The following is a 25,456-nucleotide window of genomic DNA, read 5'->3' as shown; positions in this document are numbered from 1 at the left end:
GAAAAGTTTTCGAGCAATTCCAGGAAAAGTGTGAAGCGGTTTTCCGTCCGGAATTGCGTTGGAAAAGAGATAAAGCGGTTCGGCGTTTCCATGAAACGATGAACCGCTTTAAGGCTTACTTGGCGCTTTCCAGCGTGTCGACGGCCTGCTTCAGCTTGGCGTCCGCGATTTCGACCTTAGCGCCGGCGCGCAGCGACTTGACCAGAGCGAAATACTTGTCGCGGATGACCGCCTGCTTGGCCTGGTCCTTGACGTCGTCGAAGGCCGGCGGCTGCTTGGCGCGCTTGTCCTCGACCTTGATGACATGCCAGCCGAACTGCGACTGCACCGGCTGCTCGGTGTACTTGCCGACATCGAGCGCGAAGGCCGCCTTGTCGAACTCCGGCACCATCTGGCCAGGTCCGAACCAGCCGAGGTCGCCGCCATTGGACTTGCCCGAGGGATCGCTGGTGTGCTCGTTGGCGAGCTTCTGGAAGTCGGCGCCGCCGTCGAGCTGCTTGATGATTGCCTCGGCCTCTTCCTTCGTCTTCACGAGGATGTGACGGGCATGCACTTCGTTGACCGGCGGCGTGTTGGCGATTTCCTGGTCGTAGCGGGCGCGGATCTCGGCGTCGGTGACCTTGTCGACAACACCCTTCTCGACCATCTCGCCATGCAGCGCGCGCTGCTGCAGGAAGGCCATGCGGCGCTGGAAGTCGGGATCCTTGTCGAGACCGTCGGTAACGGCCTTGGCGGCCATGACACGGATCTCGATGGCCGCCGAAAGGGCAGCGGCGCGGCGCTGTTCAGGCGGCAGCTGCGCGAATTGCTGCGACAGCTCGCCCTCGGCAAGCACCAGATCGGCCTCCGTCAAGGGCTGGCCGTTGACGGTGGCGACCACGGCATTCGGGTCGACCGGAGCCGCGGGGGGTGCTGCTGGGGCCGCGGCATCGGCCGGAGCAGCGGGAGCGGTCTCCTGCGCCATGACGGGCGACAGGCAAAGAGCCGACAGGCCGAAGGCCAGACCAAGGCTGGCGAGCGACGCACGGCGAAACAACAAGGGCATAAGGATAACTCCGGTGAGGGATTATAAGGAGGGTGGCTTCCAGATCAGCCAGATTGTGGCGGAATTTGGCGCGACCGGCAGGGCCAGCGCGGCGTTGACATCAGTTGAGCCCCCTCTTATCTGTCCAACGACTTTGCGTCCAGAACCGTTTTCCGGGCGCTTTTTGTGTTTGCCCGTATTTGGGCGACGCATTCACGCGGATTTGATGGGGCCGGCCGGCGCCTATCTTAAAGATTGAGAATTCTATCGAAAGGACCATTGAATGGTCAGTCTCGGCGGTCTCGCCCGTAAGGTTTTCGGTTCCTCCAACGACCGTCGGGTCAAATCGACCCGGCCTCGTGTCGAGGCGATCAACGCCATGGAAAACGAGATGCGGGCGCTCTCCGACGCCGAACTCGCGGGGCGCACGGAAAAATTCCGGCAGGATATCGCCAATGGCGCCAGCCTTGAGGATCTTCTGGTCCCGGCTTTTGCCACCGCCCGTGAGGCAGCACGCCGCGTGCTCGGCATGCGCCCCTTCGACGTCCAGCTGATCGGCGGCATGGTGCTGCACAATGGCGGCATCGCCGAGATGCGCACCGGCGAGGGCAAGACCCTGGTCGCGACGCTGCCGGTCTACCTCAACGCGCTTGCCGGCAAAGGCGTCCACGTCGTCACCGTCAACGACTATCTCGCCACCCGCGACTCCGAATGGATGGGCCGCGTCTACAAGTTCCTCGGCCTCTCGGTCGGCGTCATCGTCCACGGCCTGTCGGACGAGGAACGCAGCGCCGCCTACGCCTCGGACGTCACCTACGCCACCAACAACGAGCTCGGCTTCGACTATCTGCGCGACAACATGAAGTATGAACGCGCCCAGATGGTGCAGCGCGGTCACAACTACGCGATCGTCGACGAAGTCGATTCCATCCTGGTCGACGAGGCGCGCACGCCGCTGATCATTTCCGGTCCGCTCGAGGACCGTTCGGAAATGTACAACACCATCGACACCTTCATCATCCAGCTGCAGCCGCAGGATTATGAGATCGACGAAAAGCAGAAGACCTCGATCTTCACCGAGGAAGGCACCGAGAAGCTGGAGAACCTGCTGCGCGACGCCGGCCTGCTGAAGGGCGAGTCGCTCTATGACGTCGAGAATGTCGCCATCGTCCACCATGTCAACAACGCGCTGAAGGCGCACCGGCTGTTCCAGAAGGACAAGGACTATATCGTCCGCAACGACGAGATCGTCATCATCGACGAGTTCACCGGCCGCATGATGCCCGGCCGCCGCTATTCGGAAGGCCTGCACCAGGCGCTGGAAGCCAAGGAGCATGTGGCTATCCAGCCGGAGAACCAGACGCTCGCCTCCGTCACCTTCCAGAACTACTTCCGCCTCTACAAGAAGCTTTCCGGCATGACCGGCACGGCGCTGACCGAGGCCGAGGAATTCGGCAACATCTACGGCCTCGAAGTCACCGAGATCCCGACCAATTTGCCAGTCATCCGCAAGGACGAGGACGACGAGGTCTACCGGTCGGTCGAGGAGAAGTACAAGGCGATCGTCAAGGAGATCCGCGAAGCCAGCGCCAAGGGCCAGCCGACGCTGGTCGGCACGACCTCGATCGAAAAGTCCGAGCAGCTAGCAGAGCGCCTGCGCAAGGAAGGTTTCAAGGATTTCGAGGTGCTGAACGCCCGTCATCACGAGCGTGAAGCGGCGATCGTCGCCCAGGCCGGCAAGCCCGGCGCCATCACCATTGCCACCAACATGGCCGGCCGCGGCACCGACATCAAGCTCGGCGGCAATGCCGAAATGCGCATCGAGGACGAACTGGGCGACATGCCTGCCGGTCCCGAGCGCGAGGCGCGGGAAAAGGAAATCCACGCCGACATCGAGCACCTGAAGGAAAAGGCGCTGGCCGCCGGCGGCCTCTACGTGCTCGCCACCGAGCGCCATGAATCGCGCCGCATCGACAACCAGCTTCGCGGTCGCTCCGGCCGCCAGGGCGACCCCGGCCGCTCGAAATTCTTCCTGTCGCTGCAGGACGATCTGATGCGCATCTTCGGCTCCGAGCGCATGGACGGCATGCTGCAGAAGCTCGGCCTCAAGGAAGACGAGGCGATCATCCATCCCTGGATCAACAAGGCGCTCGAGAAGGCGCAGAAGAAGGTCGAGGCGCGCAACTTCGACATCCGCAAGAACCTCCTGAAATATGACGACGTTTCCAACGACCAGCGCAAGGCGGTTTTCCAGCGGCGTATCGAGCTGATGGACGGCGAAGGTCTTTCGGAAACCATCGCCGAGATGCGCGAAGGCGTCATCGACGATATCGTCGCCAAGGCCATTCCCGAAAACGCCTATGCCGAGCAGTGGGACGTCGCCGGCCTCAAGGCCGGGGTTGCCGAATTCCTCAATCTCGACCTGCCGGTCGATGACTGGGCCAAGGAAGAAGGCATCGCCGAGGACGACATCCGCGAGCGCATCACTGCTGCCGCCGATGCCGCCGCCAAGGAGCGCGCCGAAAGGTTCGGCCCCGAGGTGATGACCTATGTCGAGCGCTCCGTGGTGCTGCAGACGCTCGACCATCTGTGGCGCGAGCACATCGTCAACCTGGACCACCTGCGTTCGGTCGTCGGCTTCCGCGGCTACGCGCAGCGCGATCCGCTGCAGGAATACAAGAGCGAAGCCTTCGAGCTTTTCCAGGCGATGCTCGGCAATCTGGAACAGGCCGTCACCGCGCAGCTGATGCGCGTCGAACTGGTCCGCCAGGCAGCCGAAGCCCCGCCTCCGGAAGCCCCCGACATGTTCGGCACGCACATTGACGGCACCACCGGCGAGAATGATTTCGAAGGCGGCGAAACCGCCCTCCTGGTGCGCCCGGAGCAGAACGTCATCGTCGCTCCCGAGGATCGCGACCCCAACAACCAGGCCACCTGGGGCAAGGTCGGCCGCAACGAAGCCTGCCCCTGCGGTTCGGGCAAAAAGTACAAGCACTGCCACGGGGCATTCGCGTAAGGCGGCCCTTTCTTCTCCCCGTTCAACGGGGAGAAGGTGCCCGAAGGGCGGATGAGGGGCGGCGCCGAGTTCCAAGATTTGGCCTATTTCCTCTAGCCGTATCGCCGTCGGTGTTCCGTAACACGGCGGATCTCGAAAAGCGGATTCTGGGGGCTTCACCTACTTATGCGTTCGCCGGCCCTCCGCTATGGCTCCCTGCCCTTCGGGCGTTCAGCCCCTTCAAAAGGTCCACTGGACCTTTGATCCGCCCGAAGGCGGACCGGGCCTTCACCGTTCGTCGCTCGAAAAGCCAAATCGTTGGCTTTTCGTCCGCTGCGCGGACCGCTCCTCACCCAACCGTTTCTTAATGTGTCTCGCATATACCCGAGCCTGAAAAAGAGGCGGAAAACGGAGAGAGATCGGGGTGCGCTTTTCCGCGGCCACGACAGCCGGGCGGTTCTTGCCGCAGCGTTTGGCGCTGCGTGTGGGGCCTCTGCTTGGCCGCATCGATGCCGTGCTGTTCACCGCCGATGAACGCGGCGAAGCCGGCCGCATGTCGGTCATCGCCTTCTCCATCCGCATCGTCAGCGCTGTTATCGCCTTCATCAGCCAAGTGCTGATGGCGCGCTGGATGGGTTCGTTCGAATACGGCATCTTCGTGCTTGTCTGGGTGACGATGGTCATCGTTGGCAACCTCGCTTGCCTCGGCTTCCACACCTCGGTCATCCGCTTCATCCCCGAATACCGCGAGCGCGGAATGATGGATGAACTGCGCGGCATCGTCGTGGCCAGCCGCCTGTTCGTGCTGATCGCCTCCACCATCATCGCCGGGCTCGGCGCCCTCGGCGTCTGGCTGGCAGCACCCTGGCTCGAAAACTACTACGTGATACCGTTCATCCTCGGCGTCATCTGCTTGCCGATGATCGCGGTGTCGGATCTGCTGCAGGGCCAGGCCAGGGCCAACAGCTGGGCGCTTTTCGCCCTGTCGCCGACCTATCTGATACGGCCGGTGCTGATCTTGCTGTTCATGGCGCTGATGCTCTACGCCGGCTACGCCGCCGATGCCAGGACGGCGATCTTCGCCTCGATCGCCGCCACCTATGTCACCACGCTCGCCCAGCTGATCGGCGTCACCCACCGCATGGAAAGGCAGATCCCTGCCGGGCCGATGAAGGTGCATTTCGCGCAGTGGTTCGTCGTCTCGCTGCCGATCTTCCTGGTCGAAAGCTTCTTCTTCCTGCTCACCAATGCCGATGTGCTGATGGTCGGCGCCTATATGGCGCCCAACGACGTCGCCGTCTATTTCGCCACGGTCAAGACGCTGGCGCTGGTGCATTTCGTCTATTTCGCCGTCAAGGCCGGTGTTGCCCAGCGCTATGCGCAATTCACCCATGGCGACCCGGCAAAGCTTGCCGCTTTCGCCCGCGAGACGGTGTCGTGGACCTTCTGGCCGTCGCTGCTGATGGCGTTCCTGGTGCTGGCGCTGGGCGAACCCATGCTGGTGCTGTTCGGCCCCGAATTCACATCAGGCTATCCGCTGCTGTTCCTGCTCGTCTTCGGCGTCGTGGCGCGCGCCGCCGTCGGCCCTTGCGAAAGCCTGCTCACCATGAGCGGCAACCAGAATATCTGCGCCGCCGTCTATGCCATGACGCTGGCCTTCAACATCGGCCTCAACGTGGTGCTGATCCCGCATTTCGGCCTGTGGGGCGCGGCCATGGCCACCGCCTTTGCCATGATCTTCGAAGCCAGCGCGCTGTCCTTCACGGTGTGGCGCAAGCTCGGCATCGTCATGGTGATCTTCGTGCCTGCCAAAGGAGCCGCCTGATGGCCGCCATCCCGTTGCTCGAGGAAACCAGCGGCGGCACCGCCGGCGCCATGGTGTCCGGCCTTGCCGGGCTCGGGCGCGACGCCGATCCCGCCCATATCGAAATCCTCGCCAACAACCGGCCCGAGCGCAAGCTTGCCATCTATCCGGCATCGGCCGGCTTCGATCTGGTCGAGGAACTGGATTACCTCTGCGCCCGCACGATCGAGCCGAACGTCTTTTTCAACCCGCGCTTCCTGGCCCCGGCCATGCCTCGGCTGGAGGACCGCGAAGTGCGGCTGGCGGTGATCCGCGACGGCGATGAATACCGCAACCGGCTGCGCCTGCTGGTGCCGATCTCGGTCGAGCGCCCGGTGGTGCCGTTCGGCGTTCCGGTGATGCGCACATGGTCGAGCCCGTTCGGTCCGCTCGGCACGCCGCTCATCGACCGCGACGATCCGATCGGTGTCGTCGAGGATTTCTTCTCGATGCTGTCGCGCCCACACCTCAAGCTGCCGAGGGTATTCGTCCTGCCTGACATCAGGCTCGACGGTCCGGTAGCGAGCCTGCTTGGCACGGTGGCCGAGACGCGTGGGCTGACGCTGGTCACCACCAGCCAGGCCCAGCGCCCCGCGCTGGAGAGCGAACTCGACGGCGATGACTATCTGAAGGCCTCGCTGCGCTCGCACCACTATCGCGAGTTCCGCCGCCTGAAGCGGCGCCTTGGCGACCTCGGCAGGCTGGAGCATGTGGTGGCGCGCGGCTCCGAAGACATCCGCCACGCCATCGAAAGCTTCCTGACGCTCGAAGCGTCCGGCTGGAAGGGCCGCGAGCGCACCGCCATGGCGATCGACCGCTTTCGCGCCGCCTTTGCCCGCGAGGCCGTGCACAGGCTGGCCGAACAGGACATGTGCCGCATCCATTCGCTGACGCTCGACGGCCGCACAATCGCTTGCCTCATCGTCTTCGTCGAAGCCGGCGTCGCCTATACCTGGAAGACGGCCTATGACGAGACACTGGCTACCTATTCGCCTGGCACGCTGCTGATGATTGAGGTCACCAGGCAGCACCTCGACGACCCCAACATCATGATGACCGATTCCTGCGCGGTGCCGGATCATCCGGTGATGAGCAGGCTGTGGAGCGAGCGCAAGCCGATCGGCACGCTGGTGATCGGGCTGACGCCGGATGCCGACCGGCTCACCCGCCAGGCCGCCTCGCAACTGCATCTCTACCGCGAGACCCGCAACATGGCGCGCCTGCTGCGCAACCGGATGAAGAGCCTGCTAAGACGGCGGTAGGGCGACTCAGGTCTGAGCTCACACCGGCGCGGTGGACAATGTCGGTGCCGAGCGTGCCGGCACCGTCGGCACCACCATCTCGTTGAAAAGTTACCTGCCGCCACCGCCTGGCTAGTGTGGCCAAACTGCACCGCCGATATCTCGCCCGCAGCCGTTTGAACAAAGCGACCCGCACGGATGGCACATCGTCACATAACTGTAATAGGGCGCGCCTAGCTAAATCCTCGCCACACCCCAACGCGCCTCTATCCGACGCGCCGCCACATCTCGAGGAAAGACCATGCTTTTGCGCACCATCATCGCCCCATTGGGCGTCTGCTTGTCCATGGCCACATCGGCCTTTGCAGCCGACCTGGTCGAAGTCCCGCCACCGGCAGCGCCGACCTGGACGATTGCCATCGAGGGAAGCCCCGAATTCTACGCCATCGACAATGGCAGCAACACCGCCCGGTCGCTTGCCGACAGCTACTTCAAGCTCAGCGTCTCGCACAGTTTCGAAAACAACTTCGTCGGCGGCATCTTTATTCAGCCGACCTTCAAGACGGGCGGAAAGTCGCAGTACTATGCCGAAGCGAGCCTCGGTTACAAAATCAAGATCACCGATGCCTTCACCCTGACCCCCAGCCTCGGGCTCGGTTACACCTGGCATGATACGGGCATCATCAAGGACGCGGATGCCAACGCCAACGTTCCCTACTACGCCCTGTACATCGCGGGCGATTGGAAGCTCTCCAAGCAATGGACCTGGAACGTCTTCAACTTCCGCTACCGCAATGCCTTCAGCACCACCTGGGAAACCCCGAAGCTGGCCACCGGCCTGACCTACAACATCGACTCCACCGACGCGGTCTATGCCAGCGTCGGCTATTCCTGGAAGAAGACCGAAACGACTTCGTCACCCTACAACGATCTCGCCGGCGACAAGTGGAACATAGCGATCGGCTACAAGCACTCGCTCTGAGCGGATTGGCGAGGGCCGGTTGAAGCCACAGTGCGGGCTTCATCCACGTTCTCTCGGCTCTGAACAGGCTGGGGCCGGGAGAACGTACCCTTGCGAGCGCATGGCCTCACGCATGCCCGGCACAGCCTATCTGTTCATATCAGCCAAGGCGTCGCGCATAGCGGAACTCTTGATGCCGAATATGCCTCCGTAGGGAAAATTCAAATCGACAATGACAAACATCACGCTGGCGACGGCCACGACCGAGATGGCCAAGGCCATGACACTCAACGTGCGCCGTGGAACCTGAAGTCCAAAGCTGAAGAACACGAGCGCCAGCCAGAAGCTGACTATGTCAGTGTACGAATTGCTGCCGCCACGATCCGAATCTTCAATGACCAGCCAACGGCTCTCCTCGACCATTGTGAAATTCAATCGGCACCTGGCAGCCATGTTTATATGCGCGGTATCCGCCGGCGCCACGGAGTTGATCGATACGCCGACCTCGTTCATGATGGCCTTTAGAGTCGCATCTTCGCCACTTACGGCCATGTGCCGAATATCCGGCATGCCGTCGACGACGGGCGCAATCTCGTGCGGCCACGTACTCGCTATAACGGCAGCGGTATATTGGCGAAGGCGTTCTCTCGTTGCTCCCATCTCGGGGCCAAGATTTCGAAGGCATTCGTCCAAGCGTGCCAATTTGGCGGCGTAGAGCGAGCGGTCGCGGTTGGCGACATCGAAAGTCGATCTCGCCGAAGACAACTGCAGGCTGAGAACCAGGGCGGCGAAGGTGACGAGGAGACCTGTTCCCAGGCTTACCGCATGCATATTGTCCTTCGAGAAGTGGGCTTCGTGCAGCCGGGCGCGCAATGCGACCCCACTGACCGCGCTTAAGCTGAACAGCACCAGAAACCCAAGCCCGTAGAGTATTTCCATCACGCAAAGTGGCCGGAAACTCGGCAATTGTGCCGCTTGATGTGTTGGCCTCTAGGAGTATCGCCGCAGGCTAAACTACGCAAGCAGGTGCTCCGGGCAAGGGTCGGCGGCCATGGTCTATGGGTGGACGTTCGCACCGCTCTGGAAGCAGGCCCCGCCACTGTCGCGTAGCGGGTTGTAGAGAAAATGGTGCCCCTAGCCGGAATCGAACCAGCACTCCTTGCGGAACTCGATTTTGAGTCGAGCGCGTCTACCAATTCCGCCATAGGGGCTCAGGCCGGGCGGCCTGGATGGGCGCGGACTATACGGTCGGAGGCCTGTTCGTCAACTGGCCAATTCCAGGGATCGCCCTGATGCGACCAATCTTCGCCTTTTGATTTCATTGCCGGGCTGCCATTGTGCAGCGCGGAAAATCTTTCTAGACAGGCGGCGCATGGAGCGTGGCGCGTCTGAAACGATGGCCGCGCGCGCTTTGGGTCCTGTTTTCATCCATGCCTTTGCCCCAGGCATCCGCGCGTTTTGGACGACACGGGATTAGGAGAGCCGATGCTTCGCGGACTGTACGATTGGACCCTGTCGCTGGCGGCGCGCAAATCCGCCGAATGGTGGCTGGCCTTCATCGCCTTCGTCGAGAGCTCGGTGTTCTTCATTCCGGCGGACGTACTGTTCCTGCCCATGGCGTTGGCACGGCCCGACCGCGCCTATCGCTACGCGCTGACCGCCACGGTGGCGTCCGTGCTGGGCGGCATTGCCGGGTGGCTGATCGGCTATTATGCCTACGACACGATAGCACGGCCGATCCTGGAGCACTTCGGCGGCCTTGCCGCCTTCGAGCAGTGGCAGTCGTCCGGCACGGGGCTAATGCTGGTGCTGCTCGTCACGTCCGGCGTTGCGCACCTGCCGCCGATCAAGGTGGTCACCATTCTGGCCGGGGCGCTTCACATAAATCTTGTTGTCTTCATCGTTTCGGCCATCTTGGCGCGAGGCGCTCGGTTCCTGCTGCTTGCCTGGCTGCTGCGCCGCTATGGTGAGTCGATCAAGGAGTTCATCGAGAAGCGCCTGGGATTGATTGTCGGCGCCGGCGCGGCTGCCCTGATTTTGCTCTATATCCTGATCAAATACGCGCTCTAGTCCATGTCGCCCAATAGTGTCCTGCGGTTTTGGGACAACGACATGGATAAGGGCGAACGGGCGGCGAACACAACGGACGAAAGAACCATGACAGCGACCATGAATGCCGACACCGGACGCCAGCGCACGCGGATGGCCTTGTTTCTCGCGGTCGCCATGGCCGCGACCGTCGGCTCGGCGCTCGGCTTCCAGTATATTGGCGGCTACATCCCCTGCCATCTCTGCCTGGAACAGCGGACCCCCTATTATATCGGCGCGCCGCTGATGCTGCTGGCGGTGATTGCATCGATGCTGCGCGCGCCCGCTTGGCTGACGCGCGGCCTGCTGGGCATTGGCGGCCTGCTGATGCTCTACGGCCTCTATCTCGGCGTCTACCACTCCGGCGTCGAATGGCAGTGGTGGGCAGGCCCGACCGATTGCACGGCAGGCGCCGGGCCGGTGGACACCGGCGGCAAGGGCGTGCTCGACGCACTCGACAAATTCGTGCCGCCCTCCTGCGACAAGGCCGCACTGCGCATCCTGGGCCTGTCTTTGGCCGGCTGGAACGCCATCGCCAGCCTGATCCTCGCCGCCGTCGCGTTCAGGGGTGCTCTGGCCCGCGATTGATCTAGCGCGAAAGCGCCGACGCGAGATCTTTCCAAGAATTCGGCAGGCTGAGTCATATGGAGTGATTGTCGAGAACCGAAGCGGAGCGGACATCTGGTCCGTGAGCTCTGTTCTACTGTGACGCAGTAGAACGGGGAAGCGCAGACAATTGCTCCAGACGGCCAGCCTCCCGAAGTCTCGAACGATCTCAAGGTTCCAGTTCGACATCCCAGTAGAGATAATCCATCCAGCTTTCATGCAGATGGTTCGGCGGAAACAGCCGGCCATTGTTGTGCAGATCGTGCACAGTCGGCTGGTAAGGCTTCTGCAGCGGAAACATCTTGGCATGCGCCGGCATCATGCCGCCCTTCCTGAGGTTGCAGGGCGAACAGGCGGCAACGACATTCTCCCAGGTCGTGGCACCGCCGCGATGGCGGGGAATGACGTGGTCGAAGGTCAGATCTTCCGGCGTGCCGCAGTACTGGCACTGGAAGCGGTCGCGCAGGAACACGTTGAAGCGGGTAAAGGCCGGATGCCTAGACGGCTTCACGTAGGCCTTCAGGCTGACCACGCTCGGCAGCTTCATCGAGAAGGTCGGCGAGGACACCGCATGCTCGTATTCGGCGACGATGTTCACCCGGTCGAGGAACACCGCCTTGATGGCGTCCTGCCAGGACCATAGCGACAAGGGGTAATAGCTGAGCGGACGGTAATCCGCATTCAGCACCAGTGCTGGAAGCCCATCCGGAGATACGGCAACCGTCACGTGTTCACCTCCTTGGTTCTAGACCCGAACGGCGCGGATACTGTAAGCCCGACATGACAGGGATGTGAAGCGGATTGTCGTTCGGCCAAAGCGCCAAAAACGCATGATTTTCATGGTTTTTTGCAGAGTCAGGCCGGCGGCGCAGCGTCTCGCCCCCTGGTTTCGCGATAATAGGACCAGAAAAGCCGCGATGCGACACCTCGCCACGGGCTCCATGATTCGGCGAGTTGGATCAGTATTTTCTCCGGCGGACGCGGGTCGATGCCGAGCGCATGGCCGACCGCGCTCTGCAAGGCAACGTCACGCGCCGGGAAGATGTCGGGGTGGCCCGCGGCAAACAGGAGGTAAACTTCCGCCGTCCACGGGCCGATACCGGACACCGCCGTCATCGCCGTGATCGCCTCCTCAGCCTCAAGTGAACAGAGGTGATTGAGGTCGAGGCCGTCGGCAACCGCCTGGGCAACCGCGATCAGGCCGCGCTGCTTGGGCCGCGACAGGCCGGCCTCGCGAAACATGTCCTCGCCGGCGGCCAAGATCGCCTGGGGCGTCAGCGGATCGACCAGCCTGGTCAACCGGCCGAAGATGGCGTCGGCGCTCGCCCGGGAAACCTGCTGCGAGACGATGATCGAGGCCAGGCTTCTGAAGCCCGGCTCTGAGAGCCGCAGCGGCACCTCGCCGGCCATGCCGCGCACCTTCTCCAGGCGCGGATCGATGATGCAAAGCGCATCCAGCCCCCGCGCGATGTCGTCCAGTGTCGCGATGCGTTGCATGGTATCCTTGTCCGCCAATGTGCAGCAAGGTAGCAACCGCCAAAACCACAGCACAACCCGATTGCCGCTTGAGACATGACGCTCCTGACATTCCGCTTCGCGCCCAGCCCCAATGGCGAACTGCATCTCGGCCACGCCTATTCGGCGCTGCTCAATCAGGAGCTGGCAAGGGCGTCGGGCGGCCGCCTGCTGCTGCGCATCGAGGATATCGACACGACGCGCTGCACGCCGCAATTCGAGGCCGGCGTGCTTGCCGATCTCAAATGGCTGGGCCTTGGCTGGGAAGAGCCGGTGCGCCGCCAGTCCGAGCATTTTTCCGAGTACGGGGCGGTGCTTGACCGGCTGATCCGCGAGGAACTGGTCTATCCCGCCTTCATGAGCCGTGGCGACATCAGGGCCTTCATCACCGACAGTGAAAACCGTGGGCGTGACTGGCCGCGCGATCCCGACGGCGTGCCGCTCTATCCACCGGCGGACAAGACGCTGCCGATCAGGGAACGCAAGCGGCGCATCGCCGAGAACACACCCTTCGCCTGGCGTCTGGACGTCGATGCCGCCATTGCGCGTGTCGGCAAGCACCTCGCATGGACCGAATTCGCCGATGAGACGCTTTCCGCGACCCGTTCGGTCGAAGCCCGACCGCGGGACTGGGGCGACGTGATCGTGGCGCGTCGCGACATCCCGACAAGCTATCACCTCGCAGTCGTCATGGACGATGCGCTGCAAGGCGTCAGCCATGTCGTGCGTGGCCAGGATCTGTTTTCCGCCACCGGCGTGCAGCGCCTGCTCCAGGAGCTTCTGGGGCTCCCGCAACCGGCCTATTTCCATCATCGTCTCATCCTCGGGCCGGATGGGCGAAAACTGTCGAAGAGCCTTGGCGACACTGGCCTTGGCAGGCTGCGCGAGGCCGGCACATCGCCGGACGATATCAGGCGAATTATCGGACTTTGACCTCAGTGAGCCTGTAAGCAGCCTGCCGGACGCACCACCGGTTGAATTCCCGTGATGCATGGATCAATCGTTTGGTTTTGCGCGCCGGGCTGAACGGGATTAGAGCAGCGCCACGTTCAACTCTTTCCAGTGCGGCGGTTTCCGGAAAATGCACAGCATCAAGCGGTTCATCCCCGCCACCTTCGTCGTCCTGTGGGCGACCGGCTTCATCGGCGCGCGCTACGCCATGCCGTGGGCGGAGCCGTTCACCTTCCTCGCCGCACGCTTCGTTATCGCCGCCATCTTGCTGGCTGTGCTGATGCTGGTGCTCGGCTCGAAACGCGCAACGCGGGAAGAGGCGCTGCACGCGACGGGCGCCGGTGTGCTGATGCACGGCGTCTATCTCGGCGCTGTCTTCTGGGCCATCCACCGGGGCATGCCGGCCGGGTTTTCTGCCCTGATCGTCGGGCTGCAGCCGCTGATCACGGCCGTGCTTGCCGGCAAATTCCTTGGCGAAGCGATCCTGCCGCGCCACTGGCTTGGCCTTGGCATCGGCCTGATCGGCATCGTCATCGTGCTGTGGCCAAAGCTCGGCGCGCTCGGCGGCGGCGTGACCACGGCGACCCTGACCGCCTCGCTTGTCTCGGTGCTCGGTATGAGCGCCGGCACCATCTGGCAGAAGCGCTTTGCCTCCGGCGGAGACCTCGTTGCCGCAACCATGTGGCAATATGTCGGCGGCGCTTCCGTGATGATCCTGGCCGCGCTCGCCTTCGAGACGCACACCGTGGTCATCAACGGCGAACTGATCTTCGCCATGGCCTGGCTGGTGCTGGTGCTGTCGCTCGGTGCCATCTTCCTTTTGATGGTGATGATCCGCGACGGCGAAATGTCGAAAGTCGCCTCGCTGTTCTACCTAGTGCCGGCGGTGACGGCGATCATCGCCTGGGCCTTGTTCGACGAGCAGCTCAACGCGTTGCAGATTGCCGGCATGGCGATCACCACCTTCGGCGTTGGGCTGGCAACGGCGCGATCTGCAAAATCTCAGCCGACCCGAGCCCGGGCCTCCAGATAACGGCTGATGGCGGCATTGAGCTCGCCACCAAGGATGAAGATCGCCGACACAATGTAGAGGAAAACCACCGCGATCATGATCGAGGCGAGGCCGGCATAGGTCGTCACATAGGACGAGAAATGGTCGAGATAGGTGGCAAACATCGTCGAGCCGATAAGCCACGCGGCCAGCGTGAAGATGATGCCCGGCACCAGCGACACGAAGCGGCGCTTGCCGGCCGGCAGCCAGTAGTGCACCGAAAACAGCCCACCGATGATAACGGTTGAGGCAATGATGTAACGCCACAGCGTGATCGTGCCGGTATAGGGTTTGATCCACTCGAAATGCGCTTCCGCCAGCCGCGCCAGCAAGGGCGCGAACACCAGCAGCACGCTGATCGCGAGGAACCCGGCCGTCGCGATCAGCACGAAGAACAGGCTCTGCACGCGGCGATGGATGATGCCGCGCGTCTCGGTGACCCGATAGGCACGGTTGAGCGAGGTGCGCAGCGCCTCGATCCCGTTGGAGGCAAAGTAAGCGGCAAGCAGCACGCCATAGGTCAAAAGGTCGGTGCGCCTGACAGTCAGCACGTTCAGCACCTCATGCGCGATCGGCTTGGCGATCTGATCCGGCCAGGTATCGAAGACCAGGTGCACGGCCGTGTCGGCAAAGGCCTGGGCGCCGAGGAAGCTGCCCAGCGTTGTGGCAAAGATCAGGAACGGAAACAGCGCCATCAGCGAGGTGATCGCCAGATGGCTGGCCATCGCCCAGCCGTCATCGGTGTTGAAATGGCCAAGCGCGTCGTAGAGCACGCGGCGCAGGGCGACAATATTCCGCAGCAAGGACGCGCGCTCCCTTCGATTGTCTCGACGCCGCGAATATGGGAAGTGAATGCGGCAAATGGCAACCCTAAGTCAAACCACGAATTCTCCAGCGACCGAGTTGCGCACCATCATCGTCACCGGTGCATCCTCGGGCATCGGCGCCTACTGCGCCCGCGCGTTGAAGGCCGAGGGCTGGCGGGTGTTCGCGACAGCGCGCAAGCCGGAAGACATCGCCGCCCTCGAAGCGGACGGCATCGAGGCTTTCTATCTCGACTACAGCGAACCGGACTCGATCGCCGCCCTGGTAGCGGCGGTGCTCAAGCACACCGGCGGAACGCTCGACGCGCTGTTCAACAACGGCGCCTACGCCCAGGCCGGCGCCGTCGAGGACCTGTCGGTGGCAGCGCTGAAAGAGCAGTTCGAGGTCAATTTCTTCGGCTGGCATGATTTGACCAGCCGTCTCGTGCCGGGGATGCGCCGCCATGGTCATGGCCGCATCGTCCATTGCTCGTCGATCCTTGGCCTGGTGCCGGTGCGCTTTCGCGGCGCCTATTCGGCGTCGAAACATGCGCTGGAAGCGCTGATGCTCTGCCAGCGCCAGGAACTGGCCGGCAGTGGCGTCCATGTCTCGCTGATCGAGCCGGGGCCGGTGAAATCGAAGATCGCCAGCAACGGCCTGCCCTGGTTCCTGAAAAACATCGACATCGAGAATTCAGTGCATAGCGCCGACTATGCCGCGCAACTGGAACGGCTGCGCGCCGGCGGCAGCCAATCGGCGCTGAAACCCGGGCCTGAAGTGGTTTATAAGGTCCTGCGCCATGCACTTCTGTCGCGGCGCCCGCGTCCGCACTATGTGGTAACGGTGCCGGCTAAGATCGGCGCGACGCTCAAACGCATCCTGCCGGCATCGATACTCTACCGCCTGATGGCCAAACGCGCCTGAACACCAAAACAACTGGAAACGCAACAATGGCAACCGTCTTCAACATCCTCGCCATTCTGGTCATGGCCGCCGTGGTGATCGTGCTGATCCGAGGCCTCATTAACATGATGCGCGGCGGTTCCGGCGTCACCTCGAACAAGCTTATGCAGGCACGCGTCATGCTGCAGGCCGTGGCGCTGGTGCTGATCCTGCTGGCCGTGTATTTCACCCGCAAGTGAGGATATCGGCAGCGGAAGAGACGACGTGGTCAAGCTCAACAAGATCTACACCCGCACCGGCGACGACGGCACCACGGGCCTCGGCACAGGTGAACGGCGGCTAAAATCCGACCGGCGTGTGGACGCCTACGGTACGGTGGACGAAGCCAATGCCTGCATCGGCATTGCCCGGGTCCATACCGCAGAGAACCACCCGGCGATCGACGCCATGCTTTCGCGCATCCAGAACGACCTCTTCGACCTCGGGGCCGACCTTGCGGTGCCGGACGACGGCAAGCCGCTCGAATACGAGCCGTTGCGGATCACGGCGGCTCAGACAGACCGTGTCGAGAAGGACATCGACCTCCTCAACAAGGACCTCCAGCCGCTCAAATCCTTTGTGCTCAATGGCGGTTCGCCGGCGGCCGCAGCCTTGCATCTTGCCCGCACCGTGGCGCGGCGGGCCGAACGGCTGATGGTGGCCTTGGCGCAAGAACCGCATGAACACGTCAACCGCGACGGGCTGAAATACATCAACCGCGTCTCGGATTTCCTGTTTGTCGCCGCCCGGGCGGTCAATGACAATGGAAATGCCGACGTGCTATGGGTTCCCGGCAAGAATCGCTGAACGGACCGACAAGCGGGAGGGGGCCAGCAATCGATGTTCATCCCGCTTTATGACACCAACAGACTGCGCCATATCAGGCTGCAATATGTGACGATCGGGCTGATCGTGGCCAACGCGCTGGTCTATTGCGCCACCGCACTCGGCGGCGAGAACTTCACCAATGCGGCGGTGCTTGGCCTCGGCTTCATTCCATCGGTCGTTCACAACACGGCCGAACTCGACCCGCGCTTTATCATCATCCCCGAAAGCCTGAGCTATCTCACCTATTCCTTCCTGCATGCCGATATCTTCCACCTCGGCGGCAACATGCTGTTCCTGTGGGTGTTCGGCGACAATGTTGAGGACGCGCTCGGCCACATCCGCTACCTGATCTTCTATCTGCTGTGCGCCATCGCCGGCGCCGCTTTCCAGGGGCTCGTCGCCTGGGATTCACAGGTACCGCTGATCGGCGCCTCCGGTGCCATCGCCGGCGTGGTCGTCGCCTACCTGATCCTCTATCCCAGGGTGAAGGTCTGGGTGCTGGCCTTTGCCCGTATTCCTTTGCGCATACCGGCCTTCATCCCGCTCATCCTGTGGGTGCTGTTCCAGGTTTTCATGTTTGCCCGCGGCGGGGAGGACCAGATTTCCTGGGCCTGCCACATCGGCGGCATCATGGCAGGCGCCGTGCTGGTGCTTGTCCTGCGCAGCCGCGGCGTGCCGCTTTTTGCCGGCGCCGATGAGGATATCGTGTCTCCCGCGCCCGACCAGCCGCCGGTTGCTGCCGAACCAGCGGCGTCGGAACCGCCGGCCACCACGGCGCGCTGGGGCCGCGGAAACCCATCTGGCCCAAACTGAACCGATTTGAGCCGCTTGCAGCGTATTGACGTCAAGGGTTGCCCCAACTACGGAAACGTCTCCGTCTGAGCCTAGGGCTGTTAAGGGAGCAGTCCAAGACGGGCAAAGACCAGAATTTCCATCCGGCCAGAATTCCATCTGGCCGGAATTCAGTCAGGAATGTCGGCTTTCGACAACTCAGAACGGGCGCAGGCTGCTATAGCGCGCCCAACTAGCGTGAAGAGGTGACAGGCAAATGAAGATCCTTGTGCCCGTGAAGCGGGTTGTGGATGCGAACGTCAAGGTTCGTGTGAAGGCTGATGGTTCGGCAGTTGAACTCGCCAATGTCAAGATGGCGATGAACCCGTTCGACGAGATCGCGGTCGAAGAGGCGATCCGGCTGAAGGAAGCCGGCAAGGCCGAGGAAATCATCGTCGTGTCGATCGGACCGCAGCAGGCGCAGGAAACCTTGCGCACCGCGCTCGCCATGGGCGCCGACCGCGCCATCCTGGTCAAGACCGACGAGCAGACCGAGCCGCTGGGTGTCGCAAAGGTGCTGAAGGGCGTCGTCGACGCCGAGCAGCCCGGCCTCGTCATCCTGGGCAAGCAGGCGATCGACGACGATTCAAACCAGACCGGCCAGATGCTGGCCGCTTTGCTCGGCTGGGCGCAGGGCACCTTCGCCTCCAAGATCGTGCTCGAAGGCGACAAGGCCAAGGTGACGCGCGAAGTCGACGGCGGCCTGCAGACGGTGGAGCTGAAGATGCCGGCGATCGTCACCGCCGACCTTCGCCTCAACCAGCCGCGCTATGCCTCCCTGCCCAACATCATGAAGGCCAAGAAGAAGCAGCTCGACGAAAAGAGCCCGGCGGACTACGGCGCCGACGTCAAGCCGCGCCTCAAGGTCGTCAAGACCGAGGAGCCCAGCGGCCGCAAGGCGGGCGTCAAGGTGAAGAGCGTCGCCGAGCTCATCGACAAGCTCAAGAACGAAGCCGGCGTCTTGTAAGGAATTCCGATGAGGCCGGCCTGCAAACGGTCGGCTTCTGCGCTTCCGGTGCTCACGTACAAACGTACGCTCCGCTCCGGTTCTCGAAACCAACCGTTTTCGGCTCGGCCTGACCGGAATTCAGGGAGCCTCGAAGACGAAAGTCAGGGAAACCAAATCTAATGGCAATTCTCCTCATCGCCGAACACGACAACGCGACGCTTTCCGACCAGACCGCCAAGGCGCTGTCGGCAGCCCTGCAGATCGGCTCGGACGTGCATGTACTGGTGGCCGGCAAGGGCGCCAAGGGCGCTGCCGACGCCGCCGCCAAGTTGAAGGGCGTAACCAAGGTTCTGCTGGCCGAGGCCGACGAGCTCGCTGAGCGCCTCGCCGAACCGACGGCAGCACTCGTTGTGTCGCTCGCGGGCGCCTATGACACCATCATCGCACCAGCGACATCATCGGGCAAGAACGTCGCACCACGCGTCGCGGCCCTGCTCGATGTCGCGCAGGTCTCCGAAATCATCGAAGTGGTGTCGCCTGATACCTTCAAGCGGCCGATCTATGCCGGCAACGCCATTCAGACGGTGCAGTCGACCGACGCCAAGAAGGTCATCACCGTGCGCACGGCTTCCTTCCAGGCGGCCCCCGAGGGCGGTTCGGCCGCGGTCGAAACCGTCAAGGCGGCGGCCAATCCCGGCCTGTCCACCTTCGTCGAGAACAAGCTCTCTGAGAACGACCGTCCGGAACTGACCTCGGCCAAGATCATCATCTCCGGCGGCCGCGCGCTCGGCTCGGCGGAAAAATTCCAGGAGGTCATCCTGCCGGTTGCCGACAAGCTTGGTGCGGCGGTTGGTGCTTCGCGCGCGGCGGTCGATGCCGGCTATGCTCCGAACGACTGGCAGGTCGGCCAGACCGGCAAGGTCGTCGCCCCCGATCTCTACATCGCGGTCGGTATCTCCGGCGCTATCCAGCATCTCGCCGGCATGAAGGATTCCAAGGTTATCGTCGCCATCAACAAGGATGAGGAGGCGCCGATTTTCCAGGTTGCCGACTACGGCCTCGTCGGCGATCTTTTCGTTATCCTGCCGGAGTTGCAGAAGGCGCTTTGACGCTTTCTGACAAAGCGTATTAAATGCCTGGGGTGGGGTAGACGAAGTCGCCCCGCCCTTTTAGTTTGCACTGCACAAAAACAGGCCGCAAAGGCCTAAGCAATTCCAACGGTTTTGCGTCCGGAATTGCGGAAAACAAAAAAGGTGGGGCGCTTCCGCAATTCAGGCGGAAGGGCTCCGGACGGGATCGGTGTAATGAGCAAGATCGAGACGATCGGCATCATCGGCGCGGGCCAGATGGGTGGGGGTATCGCCCACGTCTCCGCGCTTTCAGGCTTCAAGGTGCTGATCTACGATATATCGCCTGATCGCATCGAGAAGGGCATCGCCACCATCAGCGGCAACATGGCCCGCCAGGTGGGCTCAGGCAAGCTCGACGAGAAGCTGCGCAACCAGGCAATGGCGCGCATTGCCTCGGCGCCGACGATGGCCGATCTTGCCGGCGCCGATCTGGTGATCGAGGCGGCGACCGAGGACGAGACGGTCAAGCGCAAGATCTATGCGCAGCTCTGTCCGCAGCTCAATCCCGAAGCGATCCTGGCGACCAACACCTCATCGATCTCGATCACCCGGCTGGCCGCGCAGACCGACCGGCCGGAGCGTTTCATCGGCATACATTTCATGAACCCGGTGCCACTGATGAAGCTGGTCGAACTGGTGCGTGGCATCGCCACCGAGGACCAGACCTTCGAGGCGGCCAAGACCTATGTGAAGCAGCTCGACAAGACGATCACGGTCTCGGAGGATTTCCCGGCCTTCATCGTCAACCGCATCCTGCTGCCAATGATCAACGAGGCGATCTACACGCTCTATGAGGGCGTCGGCTCGGTCGACGCCATCGACACCGCCATGCGGCTCGGCGCCAACCATCCGATGGGACCGCTGCAGCTGGCCGACTTCATCGGCCTCGACACCTGCCTGTCGATCATGCAGGTGCTGCATGACGGCCTGTCGGACTCGAAGTACCGCCCCTGCCCGCTGCTGGTCAAATATGTCGAAGCCGGCTGGCTCGGCCGCAAGACCGGGCGCGGCTTCTACGACTATCGCGGCGAGCATCCCGTCCCGACGCGCTGAAGCAATTCCAGGAAAAGTGTGAAGCGGTTTTCCCGGGAAACGCATCGCGTTTTCCCTTGGGAATTGCCCCAAAACAAAGAGGTAACGCGTCCGCTTACGACGCCGCAGCCAGCGGCGTGGGCGGCGCTGACCTGTCATCATCGATTTTGACGTCCGGCGCCACGGAAACGCATCCGCGGCCGGCGGCCTTGGCCGCGTAGCAGGCGGCATCGGCCTTTGCGATGATCTCGTCGACTTCCCCGCAATTGGCGCAGATCGCCGCCAGGCCGATGCTGGCGCCGATCGCGTGCTGGCGGCCATCCCAGGTGAAGTTCAGGCCGGCTATCGCATCGATGACGGAGCGTGCCGCGATCCTGGCGCCGGCGGTCGAACCGGATTTCAGGATAACCGCGAATTCGTCGCCGCCCAGGCGCGCGACGATGTCTTCAGGACTAAGCACGTCGCGCACCGCCTCGGCAACCCGCTTCAGCAAGGCGTCTCCCGCGGCGTGACCGCCGGTGTCGTTGACCAGTTTGAAATGGTCGAGGTCGATGAACATGAACTGATGGCCGCCCCCAGCCGTCGTGCCGTCCTTGCGCGCCTGATCGACCAGTCCCTCCATGGTGCGGATAAAGCTTGAGCGATTGGCAAGGCCGGTCAGCGCATCATGCGCCGCGGCGTGGGCCAGCTGGCGCTGCAGCGCACGCGCATCGGTGAAGTCCTGGAAGACGATGACCAGACCGCAGAATTCGCTGCGTTCATTCATGATCGGCGACACGACCTGGCGGATGCTGCAGCGTGTGTCATCACGCCGGATCAACACGGCGCGGCTGTTCTGGTCGGAGGGCGCCTCCGCGCCAATCGCGGGCCGTGTCACCCCGATCCTGTGACCCGTCTCCTCGTCGACCGCCCAATAGACATGGCCGAGCGTCTTGCCGAGAGCCGCCGCGCCGGCAACGCCGGTCAGCTTCTCGGCAACCGGGTTCATGAAGGTGACGCGGTTCGCCGCATCGGTGCAGATCACGGCATCGCCGATCGACTGCAGCGTCACCCTGAGCCGCTCTTTCTCGTCGGCCAGCATCGCCGCCGACACCGTCAGGCGCTCTTCGGCCTGCTTGCGCCGGGTGATGTCAGTCAGGCTGCCGATGGCCCTGACCAGACGCCCGTCCCGGTCACGCTCGATGGCTTTGCCGCGATCGAGGATCCAGACCCACTGGCCATCCTTGTGGCGCATCCTGAACTCGGCTTCGAAAAACTCGGTCTTGCCGTCGAGATGGGCGCGGTCCGCCTCGGCGACGGCCTCGCGGTCGTCGGGATGGATCATCGTCAGCCAGCGATCGGGGTCGCCATCGAGTTCACCATCCGCGTAGCCAAGCATCTTGACCCAGGTCGAGGAATAGGTGGTGCCGCCTCTGCGGATATCGAGGTCCCAGACGCCTTGGCCGGCGCCGGCCAGCGCGAAATTCCAGCGCGTTTCGGCCTCGACAATGCGCGCTTCGGCCTGCTTGCGCGCGTCGATGTCCTCGATCTGCGAGACGAGATAGAGCGGGCGCCCGTTTGTCTCGTCACGAATGACGGAGCCGGCAAGATGTGCCCAGACGGGCGTGCCGTCCTTGCGCAGATAGCGTTTCTCGAAGTGAAAAGCATTGACGGTCCCGGCCTTCAGACCGCCCATCGTTTCGCGTCCGATCTGCAGGTCGTCGGGATGGGTGATCTGAAGAAAGGTTAGCGCCTCGATCTCCTCGCGGCTGTAGCCAAGCATGGCGGCGAAAGCTGGATTGGTTTCGAGAATGCGCCCGTCCAGCCCGACAATGGCGATGCCGATCGCCGAATCCTGCATGGCCCGACGGAACCGCTGCTCGCTCTGCGCGATCTGCCGCCGGTCGTCGGAGATGCGAACGACAAACAGGCCGGCGAGGAAAAGCGCGCCGGCGGCAACGGCGACCGACACCTGAAGACAAAGCCTGAGTGTGTCCGCGCCAAGATCCAGCCTCGGCAGCATGAGGGAGGCTGCCACCACGGCAAGACCGGCCACAAGCAAAGCCGGTGCAGCATGTTTGTGGCGCCGCGGCCCCATCATTCCTCGCAATGTCACGATCTGTGCCACCCCCGTGGGCAATCGCTTTTTCCCGAAAAACCTTGAAGGATCGATTTTAAGGAAAGGTTGCGCCTGGGGTACTGGCGATATGGAGAACCGGCAAACAATTGCCGGCATGATTAAGGATCGGTATGCACGAGGTGTGGTCGCAGGTACCCAAGCTACCAGCGCACGAAAAAGCGCCCGCCCAGCGCGCCAAGCACGGCAAGGGCCGCGATTGCGATCGTGTACCAGGTGGCGACGAAAAGCGGTAAGTCGTCGAAACAGTGCGCGGCATAGAAGGTCGCCGCCAGCCCGCCGGCGAGCAGGCCAGCCACCGCCCCGGCAAGCACCGGCCGCGTCGGCGCGCCGTAGCGCAGCATCCACAGGAAGATGGCCAGCGGGCCGATGCCGATCAGCGGGATGAAGCCCATGCAGATCATCATGTTGGAGCCGACCATGCGCGTGCCCCACAACGCCTCCGGCACCATGAAGAGCTCCAACACCACCGCCACGGCGACCAGCAGCGGCGCAGCGATCATTCCCGCCATTGCCCGGCCTGTCGCCGCACCCGGTGTAGACAAGGCACGGATCAGGGCGAAGGCGCTGACGGCGAGCACGATGGTGAAAACGAATTTGGACAGAAAGCGCATCGTGTGCGCGGCCACCATGAAATCGGGGCGCGGACCGATCGTCAGCAGGAAAACGACCGCCGCAATGACAATGGCCGCGCCAGCCGCCAGCCGCCAGGCCGAGCGCAGCGGCATCGCCTTGCTGCTTGCATCGGCGTCGAGCGCCTTGATGAGATCCTCGGTCCTCATGTCATTCCCGCCCAAAACGCTTGGCTATGGCGGCAAGTCCGCGATGCAGCGACACACGCACCGCCGTCTCGGTGATGCCGAACTTGGCAGCCGTCTCGCCGATGGATCGGCCTTCCACCGACACAGCCGACACCACGGAACGTTGTGCCGGCGACAGGCCGTCGAGAGCCCGGTTGATATCACGCTCACTGACGGTTTCCGGCTCCGGCTCGGCGAAGGTCTCGGCGATATCGTCGACATCGATCTCGATGCGTCGGCCGCGCCGCCGGAACGCGTCGATCAGCTTGAAGCGGGCGATCGCATAGATCCATGGCAGCACCGGCGCGTCCTGGCGCCAGGTATGCCGTTTCACATGAATGGCCAGCAAGGTTTCCTGCACGACATCCTCGGGATCGACCCCGCCCTGCACGATCTTGCGCCGGACAAAACCGCGAACCAGCGCGGCAATCCTGTGCAGAAAGTCGGCGTAGGCCCTTTCATCTCCTGCGATCGCGGCTCGCAACAGCCGGGAAAGCTCGGCCTCGTCCTTGCCGCTCACAAGAGTTCACTCCCCGATTTTCGCGCCTCGGCACTGATTTGTTACGTGGCCGGCGAAATAATGTCCAAGCCAAACTATGGGCAAGTCACGAAAGTTTGCAGGCTCCGTTCTTACGTCGCGCCGAACGTGGCGCCCCAGAAATATCTCAACCCCTTCCGAACCGTTAGCTTCACCCGTCTGCGGCGGTACTTGGTTCGCAAGCGGCCCAGCATCTGGAAATGGGTCTTGTCGATATCCGGTGTGGAGGCGGGATCGTCAGCATGGGGCAGTTGTGCCAACGCTTTCGCATGCATATCGGCATAAGGCTGAGAATCATACGTATCGAAAGGTGTTGGCGGATAATTCAACACTGTCGGATTGGTGTTGATCTCAAACACCTGGATGCGACCATCGACAACCGTATAGTCAATCCGGCCGTATGAAATCCTGGCCTTCTCAAAGATCGGCATCAACGCGCTTGCGTGCGGATTGTCACGAACATAGGCGTTGTGCTCGGCCAGTTGCTGTCCCGACATAGCTTTTCCCGGGTCTTTTACGAACCATTCCTCGCTGGCGAAGCAGTGCTGCGCATAGCTGTGCGCACCGATGCGATAGGCTGCATACTTTCGGTAGCTGCCGTCGGACTCCGCTTTTGATCCGAACTCTACCACCATGGGGCGAACAAAGTTCATCCCGCCCAGATTCGAAAGCTCCCGGTCGAGATCTGCTCGTGATGGTAGCAGCCGCGGCGTCTTGTAGGTCGCACCAGCTTCGTCGCGCAGGAATACGGGAAAACGCATCCTCTCCGGCAGAATCTCGGGCCGGTATACGTTGAAATCATTGGTGCCGTCCGAGAACAACATGCACAGCAGATCGAAACGCTGAAGACTTTGCCGAGGATGATTGAGTTGGAAGAGATCGGGCTGCCGCAATCTCATATGCTCGCTGAGGTTGGAGCTTGCTTCAATCTCGGCCTCGCTCAAGCGGTCCAGATCCGTCCAGATAACCGTGCCTTTGGAAATTCCAGACAGATGCGCCGCTTTGTCATAGGGAACGAAGCGGACGAAATCCTGCAAATCGGTTCGAAAATAAAGCAGCAGGCTTGCCTGAGTGTTGGCATGTGAACGATGACAAACGTAGAAGATCATGAGACACCCAGCCCTTCCTGATGCATTCTCCAACGGTTGGCACAAGGAATCGCCCATTTTGTTGCGCAATTGTCGAGTAACCACTCTAAGATGATAACGGTC

24 protein-coding genes and 1 tRNA gene are annotated in these 25,456 nt (G+C 62.5%); 15 read left to right on the top strand and 10 right to left on the bottom strand.

The window, feature by feature from the left end:
- Positions 1-115: 115 nt before the first annotated feature.
- The gene (locus ACZYHG_RS11190) at positions 116-1,045 is read right to left on the bottom strand and encodes a peptidylprolyl isomerase (protein WP_464613835.1); all 930 of its coding nucleotides are present in this window, start codon (positions 1,043-1,045) and stop codon (positions 116-118) included.
- Positions 1,046-1,307: 262 nt separating this feature from the next.
- Here ACZYHG_RS11190 and secA point away from each other — a divergent pair, with 262 nt between their 5' ends.
- From secA to ACZYHG_RS11170, 4 genes are all read left to right on the top strand, one after another.
- Positions 1,308-4,040, top strand: a complete 2,733-nt coding sequence (gene secA / locus ACZYHG_RS11185; protein ID WP_464613834.1) for a preprotein translocase subunit SecA — start codon at positions 1,308-1,310, stop codon at positions 4,038-4,040.
- A gap of 403 nt (positions 4,041-4,443) precedes the next feature.
- Positions 4,444-5,844, top strand: a complete 1,401-nt coding sequence (locus ACZYHG_RS11180) for an oligosaccharide flippase family protein (RefSeq protein ID WP_464613833.1) — start codon at positions 4,444-4,446, stop codon at positions 5,842-5,844.
- Complete coding sequence (locus ACZYHG_RS11175; RefSeq protein ID WP_464613832.1) at positions 5,844-7,124, top strand: GNAT family N-acetyltransferase; 1,281 nt, start codon at positions 5,844-5,846, stop codon at positions 7,122-7,124. The genes ACZYHG_RS11180 and ACZYHG_RS11175 overlap by 1 nt, the downstream gene beginning before the upstream one ends.
- Positions 7,125-7,404: 280 nt before the next feature.
- A complete protein-coding gene (locus ACZYHG_RS11170; RefSeq protein ID WP_464613831.1) occupies positions 7,405-8,085 on the top strand; it encodes a hypothetical protein in 681 nt (226 codons plus the stop codon).
- Between the two features lie 126 nt (positions 8,086-8,211).
- Here the strand turns inward: ACZYHG_RS11170 and ACZYHG_RS11165 are convergent, their stop codons facing one another.
- Both ACZYHG_RS11165 and ACZYHG_RS11160 read right to left on the bottom strand, forming a co-directional pair.
- Positions 8,212-9,003, bottom strand: coding sequence for a bestrophin-like domain (locus ACZYHG_RS11165; protein WP_464614662.1), 792 nt, complete (start codon positions 9,001-9,003; stop codon positions 8,212-8,214).
- A 187-nt stretch (positions 9,004-9,190) separates the two neighbouring features.
- Positions 9,191-9,275 (bottom strand) — tRNA-Leu (locus tag ACZYHG_RS11160).
- 274 nt (positions 9,276-9,549) lie between these two features.
- Here ACZYHG_RS11160 and ACZYHG_RS11155 point away from each other — a divergent pair.
- A complete protein-coding gene (locus ACZYHG_RS11155) occupies positions 9,550-10,134 on the top strand; it encodes a YqaA family protein (protein WP_464613830.1) in 585 nt (194 codons plus the stop codon).
- 87 nt (positions 10,135-10,221) lie between these two features.
- Entirely contained in the window at positions 10,222-10,740 is a 519-nt protein-coding gene (locus ACZYHG_RS11150) for a disulfide bond formation protein B (RefSeq protein WP_464613829.1), read from the top strand.
- 187 nt (positions 10,741-10,927) lie between these two features.
- On the opposite strand, the gene ACZYHG_RS11145 is transcribed toward ACZYHG_RS11150, so the two are convergent.
- Both ACZYHG_RS11145 and ACZYHG_RS11140 read right to left on the bottom strand, forming a co-directional pair.
- Positions 10,928-11,485 carry an HNH endonuclease gene (locus ACZYHG_RS11145; protein WP_027031236.1) on the bottom strand — a complete coding sequence of 186 codons (558 nt, stop codon included), beginning with the start codon at positions 11,483-11,485 and terminating at the stop codon, positions 10,928-10,930.
- A gap of 128 nt (positions 11,486-11,613) precedes the next feature.
- Entirely contained in the window at positions 11,614-12,255 is a 642-nt protein-coding gene (locus ACZYHG_RS11140; protein WP_464613828.1) for a DNA-3-methyladenine glycosylase family protein, read from the bottom strand.
- A 75-nt stretch (positions 12,256-12,330) separates the two neighbouring features.
- Here ACZYHG_RS11140 and gluQRS point away from each other — a divergent pair, with 75 nt between their 5' ends.
- Complete coding sequence (gluQRS, locus tag ACZYHG_RS11135; protein WP_464613827.1) at positions 12,331-13,206, top strand: tRNA glutamyl-Q(34) synthetase GluQRS; 876 nt, start codon at positions 12,331-12,333, stop codon at positions 13,204-13,206.
- A 148-nt stretch (positions 13,207-13,354) separates the two neighbouring features.
- Positions 13,355-14,257 carry a DMT family transporter gene (locus ACZYHG_RS11130; protein WP_464613826.1) on the top strand — a complete coding sequence of 301 codons (903 nt, stop codon included), beginning with the start codon at positions 13,355-13,357 and terminating at the stop codon, positions 14,255-14,257.
- Here the strand turns inward: ACZYHG_RS11130 and ACZYHG_RS11125 are convergent.
- Complete coding sequence (locus ACZYHG_RS11125; protein WP_464613825.1) at positions 14,227-15,078, bottom strand: YihY/virulence factor BrkB family protein; 852 nt, start codon at positions 15,076-15,078, stop codon at positions 14,227-14,229. The genes ACZYHG_RS11130 and ACZYHG_RS11125 overlap by 31 nt on opposite strands.
- Positions 15,079-15,136: 58 nt before the next feature.
- Here ACZYHG_RS11125 and ACZYHG_RS11120 point away from each other — a divergent pair, with 58 nt between their 5' ends.
- The 7 genes from ACZYHG_RS11120 to ACZYHG_RS11090 all read left to right on the top strand — a co-directional run bounded on the left by ACZYHG_RS11120 (position 15,137) and on the right by ACZYHG_RS11090 (position 20,812).
- Positions 15,137-16,003, top strand: coding sequence for an SDR family oxidoreductase (locus ACZYHG_RS11120; protein ID WP_464613824.1), 867 nt, complete (start codon positions 15,137-15,139; stop codon positions 16,001-16,003).
- 26 nt (positions 16,004-16,029) lie between these two features.
- On the top strand, positions 16,030-16,221 hold the full coding sequence (locus ACZYHG_RS11115) for a twin transmembrane helix small protein (protein WP_027031242.1): 192 nt from the start codon (positions 16,030-16,032) through the stop codon (positions 16,219-16,221).
- Between the two features lie 25 nt (positions 16,222-16,246).
- Positions 16,247-16,828, top strand: a complete 582-nt coding sequence (locus ACZYHG_RS11110; RefSeq protein WP_464613823.1) for a cob(I)yrinic acid a,c-diamide adenosyltransferase — start codon at positions 16,247-16,249, stop codon at positions 16,826-16,828.
- 33 nt (positions 16,829-16,861) lie between these two features.
- Positions 16,862-17,662: a rhomboid family intramembrane serine protease gene (locus tag ACZYHG_RS11105; protein ID WP_464613822.1), complete on the top strand. Its 801-nt coding sequence runs from the start codon at positions 16,862-16,864 to the stop codon at positions 17,660-17,662.
- Between the two features lie 235 nt (positions 17,663-17,897).
- The gene (locus ACZYHG_RS11100; protein ID WP_464613821.1) at positions 17,898-18,647 is read left to right on the top strand and encodes an electron transfer flavoprotein subunit beta/FixA family protein; all 750 of its coding nucleotides are present in this window, start codon (positions 17,898-17,900) and stop codon (positions 18,645-18,647) included.
- 161 nt (positions 18,648-18,808) lie between these two features.
- On the top strand, positions 18,809-19,738 hold the full coding sequence (locus ACZYHG_RS11095) for an electron transfer flavoprotein subunit alpha/FixB family protein (RefSeq protein WP_464613820.1): 930 nt from the start codon (positions 18,809-18,811) through the stop codon (positions 19,736-19,738).
- A gap of 195 nt (positions 19,739-19,933) precedes the next feature.
- Positions 19,934-20,812 (top strand): 3-hydroxybutyryl-CoA dehydrogenase, encoded by an 879-nt coding sequence (locus ACZYHG_RS11090; protein WP_027031247.1) that lies wholly within the window; start codon positions 19,934-19,936, stop codon positions 20,810-20,812.
- A gap of 94 nt (positions 20,813-20,906) precedes the next feature.
- On the opposite strand, the gene ACZYHG_RS11085 is transcribed toward ACZYHG_RS11090, so the two are convergent.
- The 4 genes from ACZYHG_RS11085 to ACZYHG_RS11070 all read right to left on the bottom strand — a co-directional run bounded on the left by ACZYHG_RS11085 (position 20,907) and on the right by ACZYHG_RS11070 (position 25,354).
- Positions 20,907-22,871: a PAS domain S-box protein gene (locus tag ACZYHG_RS11085; RefSeq protein WP_464614661.1), complete on the bottom strand. Its 1,965-nt coding sequence runs from the start codon at positions 22,869-22,871 to the stop codon at positions 20,907-20,909.
- A 179-nt stretch (positions 22,872-23,050) separates the two neighbouring features.
- Entirely contained in the window at positions 23,051-23,689 is a 639-nt protein-coding gene (locus ACZYHG_RS11080; protein WP_464613819.1) for an NrsF family protein, read from the bottom strand.
- Position 23,690: 1 nt separating this feature from the next.
- The gene (locus ACZYHG_RS11075; RefSeq protein ID WP_027031250.1) at positions 23,691-24,227 is read right to left on the bottom strand and encodes a sigma-70 family RNA polymerase sigma factor; all 537 of its coding nucleotides are present in this window, start codon (positions 24,225-24,227) and stop codon (positions 23,691-23,693) included.
- A gap of 110 nt (positions 24,228-24,337) precedes the next feature.
- Entirely contained in the window at positions 24,338-25,354 is a 1,017-nt protein-coding gene (locus ACZYHG_RS11070) for a hypothetical protein (protein ID WP_464613818.1), read from the bottom strand.
- Positions 25,355-25,456: the final 102 nt, after the last annotated feature.

Source organism: Mesorhizobium subarcticum, assembly GCF_055456085.1.
Note: the sequence above shows the minus strand (reverse complement) of the source record. Positions and strands in the feature narration are given on the sequence as shown.